The sequence below is a fragment of the uncultured Fibrobacter sp. genome (assembly GCF_937877005.1).
GTDB lineage: Bacteria > Fibrobacterota > Fibrobacteria > Fibrobacterales > Fibrobacteraceae > Fibrobacter.
Map to the genome: position 1 here is coordinate 1 of NZ_CALEFV010000104.1, position 9,324 is coordinate 9,324.

Sequence of the window (9,324 nt, forward strand, 5' to 3'; positions counted from 1 at the left end):
ACTTGCAGTGCAACACGCACACGTTGGTGTAGTTGATCTGGCGGTTGTTCACCCAGTACACGGAATGCCCATGCCTGCGTTCCTTTTCGGCATTTGCGCGGGCACAGAGCTCGTTGAGGGGAGCGTTTAAAAATAAATCTAATGCTTCGGATTCGGTAAGGCGAGACATACAGTTCAAATTTAAAAAAAGAACCGATCCTTTACAGGACCGGTTTCTTTAGTAGCGGGGGCAGGACTTGAACGCTGCGACCTTCGGGTTATGAGCCCGACGAGCTACCAACTGCTCCACCCCGCGTCGAGGATAGCCCATATATAGTAAAAATATATAGCCCTGTCAAGGGTGGACTAAACGAATTTTTTCAGAATGTGCTTGCTGGCATAGAAATAGTCTATGCCACTAATAATCGTAATGGCTGTAATGACGCCCATCACAGTCTGCGGGAAAATGTTCCAGAAGGCCTGGTAATTGGGTATTAACGCTTCCATGGGATCAAGTGCTCCGAGCAAGATTGCGACGATGCCGATCCCTTGCAGCGCGGTTTTCCATTTGCCGCTACGGCGAGCCGGCATGATTAATCCTTCGCTTGCGGCAAGAGTTCGTAATGTCTCGACGCTTGATTCGCGGAAGTAGATTAGCGCAACCATCCAGACGGGGGCGTAACCGGTCGCGATGAAACACATGAAAATCGTCATGTTCGAAATCTTGTCGCTAAACGGATCGAGGTATTTCCCGAGCGTACTGACTTCGCCGAGCTTGCGGGCGAGGTAACCATCCAAGAAATCTGTCAGCATAAAGCCGAGGACCATGACAAGCGAGAGACTTTTGAAAACGAGGCTGTTGTTGCTGTAGTCGAGGTCGTTGTCGTAGAAGAATACCCAAAGGAAAAATGGAGTGAGCACGATTCGGCTCATGGTGAGCTGGCTTGCAATCGATAAGGGCTTACGGTGCGCGGAATCGCGGTAATACCAGTAAGCGTAGGCAACGGTCGAGGCAATGATCAAGAGAATCGACGTCACCATGCAAATCTGCTGGTAATCTTCGAGATTCAACAAGTACACGCCCATGGTCACTGTAATCGCGATGTTTGACATCTTGCTCCAGCGACGCTTGCGGGGAAGCGACTTTCCTTCGCGAAGCACGCCGAGGCTAAAGAGCGTGTGGGCGACAAGACGGGCCAACAGGAATACGCAACCGACAGCGAGCAACTTTTCGGCTTGGTCGTTTTGCAGTAAGTCGCGCACAAAGATGCTGGTCATCACTGCGAACGAAAGAAAACCGTCAATCACGTTCAGCCAAAGTCTATAATAAGGCTTCTCGATTTCCTGGAAACGGAGCTGGTATAAGTTAACCCAGCCCATGATAAGTGCTACGGCGACCAGGGCGCAGGCGGTCTTGGCCATACCCATCCAGATAAAGACGATTACGGCTACAAAAACCATAGCGCGCAGCACGCTCCATATGCGGGAGCGGAGCCTAATATCGGATGTCTGTTCTTCTGTCATTGGTTTGCCTCTAAAAGTTGCTTGGCATGTTCGCGAACGGTTTCGTTTGCCCCGCCGAGCATGCGAGAAATTTCTTCGATTCTTCCTTCGCGGTCCAGTTCCTTCACGCTTGTTAGTGTGCGTCCGTCGACTTCTCGCTTGCTGACGGAAAGCTGGTTGACTGCACGACTTGCCACCTGGTGCAGATGGGTGATGGTGAGTATCTGGTGGTGCTTGCCCAATTTCTTGAGCGCCTCGCCGATACTATTGCCGACTTCGCCGCTAATGCCTGAATCTACTTCGTCAAATATAAGTAAGGGAACGCGATCAAGATCTGCCATGACGGTCTTGATGGATAGTAAAACGCGAGAAAGTTCACCCCCAGAGACCGCTTTTTGCAAGCTCTTGAATCCTTCGCCCGGGTTTGGTGCCAAAGTGAATTCAATTTTGTCTTTGCCGTTGACCGATAATGCTTGCGGTTCAATGGATGTCGCAAAAATCGCCTTCGGCATGCCGAGCGTATTCAGAATTTCGCTCACGGCCTTGTCGTAGCGGATGGCAGCTTCCTGGCGAGATTTCGTGAGCTTGAGGGCGGTCGCCTGCAGTGCTTCCAACGCCTTCTTGGACTGCCTGGAAAGTTCTTCCAAGTCCGCATCCAAGTTCTCGAGGCTAGCAAGTTCATCCTTGCGCTGTTCCGTCAAGGCAATCAGGCCCGCGACATCGGTGCGGTATTTGCGCTTGAGTTTCTGAATCGCCGCAATGCGGGCGTTCGCGCGGTCAATGTCGGCGGCACTCATGGCTGCAGACGGACGCAGGCGCAGCAAGTCCTTGCAGACGCTTTCGTATGGGTCCGTTACTTCGTCAAGCGACTTCAGGTAATCTTCGTAGTCGGGGAGCTTTGCTGCTAGCGAACGCAACTTGGACTGTAAAATCTGTACCTGGTCCAAGAGGCCGTTTTCGCCACCCAGCATTCCCTGGATGTCGTTCAAGTAACGAGTTTCGGCTTCTTGCTTGCTGGCGCTGTTCACCTTTTCTTCGAGGGCTTCTTCTTCACCTTCTTTGAGCGAGGCCTTCGAAAGTTCATCGAATTGGAACTTCAAAAAGTCCTTTTGGGCGGCCAAGTTCTTCGCGCGTTCTTCGGTAGCCTTGATTTCGTCCTGAATCTTGTTCCAGGAAGCCCATTCGCTAGAATATTCGGCAAGCAGTTCACCGTTTCCTGCAAAATCGTCGAGCATCTGCGTATGCGTGCGGATGTCGCGTAGCAGGAGCTGTTCGCTCTGGCCGTGCATCTGGATCAGTTCTTCGCCCAGGCGCTGCAAATCGGGGAGTGCCACGACGGCTCCGTTCACGCGGGCGCGGCTCTTGCCGTTCTCCTGGATTTCACGGCGGATAATCAGTTCGTCGTCGCCGTCGAGCTCCAGTTCTTCAAGAACCTTCTTCACTTGCGGTTCGTTGGTGATATCGAATGTGGCTTCGACCACGGCCTTCTCTTCGCCGGTGCGCACCATGGCCGATTGCGCCTTGTCGCCGCATACAATGCGAAGCGCCTTCAAGAGTACTGATTTTCCTGCGCCGGTTTCGCCGGTTATTGCAGTAAAACCATCGCGGAACGGAACTTCCGCATTCGCAATCAAAGTAAATCCACTAATCGACAGGTGCTTTAACATACGACAAATAAATTAGCAATTTGGCTTGACACTAAGTGTCATTTTTCAAATTCGACGACACTGCGGTAGATTGGGCGACCTTCCTTGCGGTATTTCTTTTCGAAGCCAGTCATAATGCCTTCGGTAGGTTCTGCGGTATTTCGTTCCAGGATTTTGCAACCCTTGAAGTTGTCGAAAACTTCAAGAGCCACTTCGTTGTATTCCTGGTGATCGGTACCCCAGTAGAAAATTCTCTTGCCGGGCTTTAACACGCGGGCGACTTCAACCAGAAAGTCCGGGCGCAAAAGGCGGTTCTTGTGGTGGCGTTCTTTCGGCCACGGGTCCGGAAAATACATGTGGAATGCGTCCACCGTGTTGTCCTTCACGCAGTCGCGCAAAAAGAAGAATACGTCGCCGCGGAGCATGGTGGCGTTGGCCAGAGCGCCAGCCTTGTCCATCTTGCGCTGCGCAAACTTGGCCCAAGTGTAATCCCATTCGCTGCCCATGATGACGGTGTCCGGGTGCTTGGGGGCATATTCCGAAAGGAACCCGCCCTTGCCGCTTCCGATTTCGACTTCCACGCGGTCGCCCATGTTCGGGAACATGTCTTTCCAGTTAAAGTCAAGCTTGTGGGGGAGTCCGTCGGGCGTTGCAATTGGCTTGCGGTCGCCGTGGGTGCGGAACACGTAATGCCACAGGCCCTTTGAATCCGGATCTTCCTTCAGGTCGCGGTAAAATTCAGGAATTACGACTTCTTTTTCATCTTCTTTAATGTTTTCGATATCGCTCATAAACTTCCTACTGTCTACTAAATAAATGCGACCACTCTATCTAGAAATTTATCCGGAATGTTCTTGGCGACCATTTCGCGGATGTATTTTTCGGAATACTTCATTGAAAAATGAGATAGAATAATCTTTTCGCATTTCACATCGTCGCCCATGCGGTTTAGTGTATCTGCAATTTGGCTAATGTGCGTGTGTCCCTTCTTGTGGCTCATCTCGTAGTCTTCGGGGGCAAGGAACGTACATTCGGTAATCAGGACCTTGGAATCGAATACGCGGCGGTTCTCGAGCAGGCTCTCGCCAATGCAGTCTCCCATAAAACTGACCAATGGGTCGTATACTTCGCGAGTGATATCCTTTCCGCTCGCACGCAACTTGATGATTTCGTCTGCCGGGAGTCCTAGATATTCGTCCTTGAGCTTTTTCTTGTAGTGGTAAATCGTTCCTCCCATGGTCGGAATGGAATGCTTGACTTCGAATGCTTCAAAGGCGAGATCCTTGCGATATTCCAGAAACTGAACTTCTCCTGCGTAGACCGGGTACAAATTAGGGTAGCGGAATTTGCTTTCGGGAACGCCTTCGAATAGCGCTTCGGAGTAAATCCACTTCTTGGCGCCTTCGTGTATGCTGTGCGGTAAGTAATAGGCGCTTTCTCGTTCAACCCCCATCATCTTGCGCAGGCTGTGGTGTCGCATTAGGCAGCGGCCATGGTCCCCGTGTGCGTGTGTTAAAAAGACATGGTTTAGCGGTGTGGCGGAAAGTGGACATTCGCCCATGTCGATGCAGAAGTCCAGTTCGGGCAACTGGATATAGGTCGCGAGTCCCGAAATCGAGAAACCGACAACGGAGGTACACGACGTATTCACGTGAACCTGTTTTAATGCGTTATGAATGTACTTGCTTTCAGCCATGACGTGGGAACAAATGTAGAAAAAAATAAAGGTTCCTTTTAGGAACCTTGCTCATAGCTCAAACCTCAGAGGGGCTTTTTATGCCCCGTGCTCAATGCTATTTCGTCTTTGCGTTTTCGGCAATCAGGCGGTCAAAGTCGGCGCAACTGAGAGCCTCGATGTGGTTACCCATGGCAACGCTACGCGTTCTTGCATTACCCTTCTTTTCGGGAATGCGGAAGCAAAAGTCGTATTTGTTGCCCATGTCGGTCGGAATGCCCATCTTGAAGATACGGATTCTTTCGGCGCCCTTGTTGTAGATTTCGTGATAGTCGTAAGTGTTCCTGATCTTTTCGAGACGCTTCTGCTGGTTGAATTCCAGTTCTCTGGTGATCGGTCCATCTAGGTAAAGGGGGAGGGAATTCTGGAAACGCAGCTCAAGCTGATCTCCCTTTTTTACGATGGAGGTCTCTTGAGGCTTGATCAGATAGCGTTGCTGCGGAATGTTCTTATATGCCAAGGTGCGGACTGTACGAACACCGCACATTTCGCGCATGTCGGGCTGTTCGACGAAGTCGATGTCGCGACAGATTGGAGGAAGGTTCGTAGGGACTTCGAGGTTCTCGCCATTGCTTGAACCGGCACAGGCAGAAAGGATCGTGGCAAAAGCGATGCTAGATAGAAGCAAAATTGAAGATTTCATACGCTAAATATAATTTTATTATTCAGATTTGCATTTTTTTTCTTAAGAAACTTGTTTTTTTTCCTGAATCGGTGGGAATGCATGTGGGGGGAGTCACAATCGCTTCAAAATTGTAAAATTTTGTTATCTTTGAGCCGGTTTCTGTGATTCTTGAGGGTCTTTGCCGAAATAAACGGATGTTTACGCATTTGTGCAGTAAAATAATGTATCTTTGGCACGGATTAAGTATTGGGTGAAAAATGAATATATATAGCTGGAATGTGAACGGCCTTCGGTCTGCCCTCAAGAAGGGCTTTGTGGACTGGTTCGCTGCGACAAAACCGGATATACTTTGTTTGCAGGAAGTTCGTGCCGAGGAAGACCAGATCCCTGAAGAGGTGGCTCATCCGGAAGGTTATTTTTCCTTTTGGAATCCCTGCAGGCGTAAGAAAGGGTATAGCGGAGTCGGTGTTTATACCCAGATTGAACCCGATCGTGTAAACTATGGCTTCGATATCGAGGAATTCGATGAGGAGGGCCGAGTCCTTCAGTTGGTTTTCCCGGACTGGGTGCTCAACAGCATCTATTTCCCGAATGGTGGTTCGGGAGAAGACCGTCTGGATTACAAGCTGCGATTCTATGACGCCTTTCTTGAAAACAGTAAGCGATGGCTTGCCGACGGCAAGCACGTGGTGACGGTGGGTGACTATAATACCTGCCATAAGGAAATCGATATTGCCCGTCCCAAAGAAAATGAGAATGTTAGTGGTTTTCTGCCTATCGAACGTGCCTGGATGGACAAGTATGTGGAAAATGGTTTTGTGGATTCGTTCCGCAAGCTGCATCCCGAAGATCGCGACCGCTACTCCTGGTGGTCGAATCGGTTTGGAGCCCGCAAACGCAATGTTGGTTGGCGCATCGACTACGCCTTTGTGGACGAGGGCCTCGTTCCTAACATTCTGAGTGCGGATATCCATCATGATGTAATGGGTTCTGACCACTGCCCAATCAGCATTGAACTCGAACCGCCGTTCGCGCCACTCGCAATTAAGCCCGCTTCTGTAGAAGCTGAAATCTAAAATAAAAAAGTCGCCCTTTCGAGCGGCTTTTTATTTAACTTGTTTGCAGCGATTACGAGTGCAGGTATTCTACAATCGCGTCGTGAATCGTGGTGAACACTTCGCGCAGTTCCTCTTCGTCTTCTTCCAGGAGCGTCACGCGGAAGCCCTTGAGGTCAGTACAGAAACTTGTACTCGGCACTACGCAGATTCCCTTTGCGCCCAGCAGGTAGTACACGAAGCGGTAGTCCAGGTTGTTGGTCTTGCTGCACCATTCTTCCACCTTCTTCTTGATGATCGGATTGTCAATCTTCAAGGTCTGGTGGCTGTTGAGCGTTCCTTCGCGGAAGATGATGGTGTTGTAGAATGCGCCGTAGGTCGGATTGAAATACAGTTCCGGAATGTCGGAAAGGATTTCGTTGATGATGGCGCTGCGGCGGCCAATCTTCTCGTTCAGGGCCTTGCGGTGTTCGGCAAAGCGCGGGTCACCGAGAACGCGCGGAATCGTCATCTGCGGGAGCGTGGTCGAGCAAACTTCCACCATCTTCGCGTTGTCGATGGCACGGCAGAAGGCGTCGAACTGTTCGTCCTTGTCGCGGTTGTAGTATTCGGCCCAGCCGCAACGAGCACCCGGCCACGGGTATTCCTTGGAAATGCCCTTGAGCGCAATGCCCGGAACGTCACCGATGTATTCGGCGAGCGCGTAGGCGTGGGCTCCATTGTAGGTAATCTTGTTGTAGATTTCGTCGCAGATGATGAACAGGTTGTAGCGTTTCGCGATATCCACAATCTTCTGGAGGATTTCGAGCGGGTAAACCATGCCTGTCGGATTGTCCGGGTTCAAGATGAGGATGCCCGCAATACTCGGGTTGTACTTCACCTTGTTTTCAAGTTCGTCCAGGTCCGGGTACCAGTGATTTTCCGGTTGCAGGCGGTAGGTAATCGGGGATGTGTGGGCATGTGCCGCTTCGGCGGAACTGTGGGTGGAGTAGGCCGGAGCTGGTCCGATGATGCGGGTGTTCATGGAGAGCAGTCCGTAGATGGTGGCAATGGCGTCACCGAGCCCGTTGAAAAACAGAATGTCGTCGACGTTAATCTGGGCGCCGCCCAGCTTGTTGTTCTCTTTTACCAGGAATTCGCGGGTTTCCAGCATGCCCTTGGAGGGGCAGTAGCCATAGCTGCGGTTCGTCTTGACGAGGTCCACGACGATATCTTTGATCCAGTCGGGAATCTGGCACTTCTTTTCGATAGGGTCGCCGATGTTTTCCCAGTGGATGGGGAGGCCGAGTGCCTTGAGCTGGTTTGCCTTCTTCACGATCTCACGGATTTCGTAAGAGAGTTCCTTGGCTCCTTCGCTCAATAGTCTTCTGCGCATTTTATGCTCCTGTATAGGTATCGTAAATTCTCAAATTTTACTGCGTAATTATAGAATAATAAATATCCTGTAATGTTGCTTCAACGCCATCCAGAGCCTTGATTTTCAACTCAGTGTCATCCTGAGCCCTGCAAAGGGCGAAGGATCTAGGTGAGAATTTCCGTTTCCTTGTGGTTAGTGGTTAAAATAGGGGTAAATAAAAAAAGCAGCCTTTTACGGGGCTGCCCTTGAAACTTTTTGTCTGGATTTTAGCGTTACGCTTTACAGATTTTGGTTTCTCTGGACAGCCCCACAATAGCTCGGGCTGCTGCCGGGCTTGCTGCCATTGCCGCTGCTGCGGTGTTCTGTCCAAAGATTTTGTTCATGCAATCAAATATAGTTTGAAAGTGATGAAATTGTCAAGACCATAAGAAATTTTTTATTTTATGAATAAATCTTCCATTATTCATCATCCATCATCAATCATCAATCATCATATGTCCCACGGAACGCTATATGACCCCATCCGCCAAAAAGAGGTGCCCGCTACGCCCGAAGAACTCGTGCGTCAGGCGACGGTTAAATTCCTGATGGATGAAGTCAAGGTGCCGCAGAACCTGATTGCGGTGGAGTTTGCACTTTCGACGGTGAAGTCTTCTACAGATGACCGCGTGGACATTCTGGTGCAGAACTTTAAAGATGGTGCAGACTTGAAGCATCCGTGGCTTTTGGTGGAATGCAAGGCTCCGGGCGAGTACACGTGGCAAGCGCTCCAGGTGCAGTTGAACAAGTATTTGCAGGTACTGACGCCTAAGTACGTGATGCTTTCGCTGGGCGATGCCGTGCGCTACTTTGCGCTAGATGCGGCTACCAAGCGTTTCCAGAAGATTGAAAAGCTGCCGGAATATAAATGATGTGGAGTAAGTAAACACTCATTTCACACCTCACACTATTTTCGACTGTACGCTGCCGTCCTTGAATTTCGTGGTGAGTATATCGCCGGGCTTGAGTTGGCTCTTGTTGCGTACGAACTTGCCATTGGCATCGAGTGTGAGCGTGTAGCCTTTAGAAAGAGTGGTTTCTGGATCTGCATTCTTCACGCGGAGCTCAATAAGGCTGAACTTTGATTTTTCAAGGTCCAGAATTTTGCGGGAACCCTGGTGCAGACCTTCGCTGTCGCGGGCGATGCGTTCGTTCTCGCCTCTGAAGATAAATTGTAGGTCCTTCTGCAGGTTGCCTTTGTACAGTGAAAGTTTCATCGCCTCTTTTTGAATGAGGGTGTTCACTTTTTGCTGCAGGCGGTTTCCCATGTTGGTCAAATCGCGGTTGACGGAAACGAGGGTTTCTTTTGTCTGTAATGCAATGCTTTGCGCAAGAGAAAGCATGCGGTTCCAACTGTCGGCGACGCGGTCAATTAGGCGCTTCGC

General features: G+C 50.4%; 9 protein-coding genes and 1 tRNA gene. 2 read left to right on the forward strand and 8 right to left on the reverse strand.

Annotation, left to right across the window (positions count from 1 at the left end; genetic code table 11):
- Window positions 1-221: 221 nt before the first annotated feature.
- The 6 genes from Q0628_RS05215 to Q0628_RS05240 all read right to left on the reverse strand — a co-directional run bounded on the left by Q0628_RS05215 (window position 222) and on the right by Q0628_RS05240 (window position 5,506).
- Window positions 222-295, reverse strand: a tRNA-Met gene (locus Q0628_RS05215).
- Window positions 296-345: 50 nt separating this feature from the next.
- A complete protein-coding gene (gene pgsA, locus Q0628_RS05220) occupies window positions 346-1,503 on the reverse strand; it encodes a CDP-diacylglycerol--glycerol-3-phosphate 3-phosphatidyltransferase (RefSeq protein WP_298768807.1) in 1,158 nt (385 codons plus the stop codon).
- Entirely contained in the window at window positions 1,500-3,149 is a 1,650-nt protein-coding gene (gene recN / locus Q0628_RS05225; RefSeq protein ID WP_298768809.1) for a DNA repair protein RecN, read from the reverse strand. Before recN ends, pgsA begins: the two co-directional genes overlap by 4 nt.
- A 38-nt stretch (window positions 3,150-3,187) precedes the next feature.
- On the reverse strand, window positions 3,188-3,919 hold the full coding sequence (locus Q0628_RS05230; RefSeq protein WP_298768811.1) for a tRNA (guanine-N7)-methyltransferase: 732 nt from the start codon (window positions 3,917-3,919) through the stop codon (window positions 3,188-3,190).
- Window positions 3,920-3,936: 17 nt separating this feature from the next.
- A complete protein-coding gene (locus tag Q0628_RS05235; protein ID WP_298768813.1) occupies window positions 3,937-4,824 on the reverse strand; it encodes a hypothetical protein in 888 nt (295 codons plus the stop codon).
- A 97-nt stretch (window positions 4,825-4,921) separates the two neighbouring features.
- Window positions 4,922-5,506 (reverse strand): hypothetical protein, encoded by a 585-nt coding sequence (locus tag Q0628_RS05240; protein ID WP_298768816.1) that lies wholly within the window; start codon window positions 5,504-5,506, stop codon window positions 4,922-4,924.
- Between the two features lie 239 nt (window positions 5,507-5,745).
- On the opposite strand from Q0628_RS05240, the gene Q0628_RS05245 reads away from it, so the two are divergent.
- Window positions 5,746-6,564 carry an exodeoxyribonuclease III gene (locus Q0628_RS05245; RefSeq protein WP_298768819.1) on the forward strand — a complete coding sequence of 273 codons (819 nt, stop codon included), beginning with the start codon at window positions 5,746-5,748 and terminating at the stop codon, window positions 6,562-6,564.
- Between the two features lie 52 nt (window positions 6,565-6,616).
- On the opposite strand, the gene Q0628_RS05250 is transcribed toward Q0628_RS05245, so the two are convergent.
- Window positions 6,617-7,918 (reverse strand): pyridoxal phosphate-dependent aminotransferase, encoded by a 1,302-nt coding sequence (locus Q0628_RS05250; protein ID WP_298768821.1) that lies wholly within the window; start codon window positions 7,916-7,918, stop codon window positions 6,617-6,619.
- Window positions 7,919-8,343: 425 nt separating this feature from the next.
- Here Q0628_RS05250 and Q0628_RS05255 point away from each other — a divergent pair, with 425 nt between their 5' ends.
- On the forward strand, window positions 8,344-8,811 hold the full coding sequence (locus Q0628_RS05255) for a type I restriction enzyme HsdR N-terminal domain-containing protein (RefSeq protein ID WP_298768823.1): 468 nt from the start codon (window positions 8,344-8,346) through the stop codon (window positions 8,809-8,811).
- Between the two features lie 30 nt (window positions 8,812-8,841).
- Here Q0628_RS05255 and Q0628_RS05260 read toward each other — a convergent pair.
- On the reverse strand, window positions 8,842-9,324 hold a 483-nt coding region (locus tag Q0628_RS05260; RefSeq protein WP_298768825.1), incomplete at its 5' end, for an exodeoxyribonuclease VII large subunit.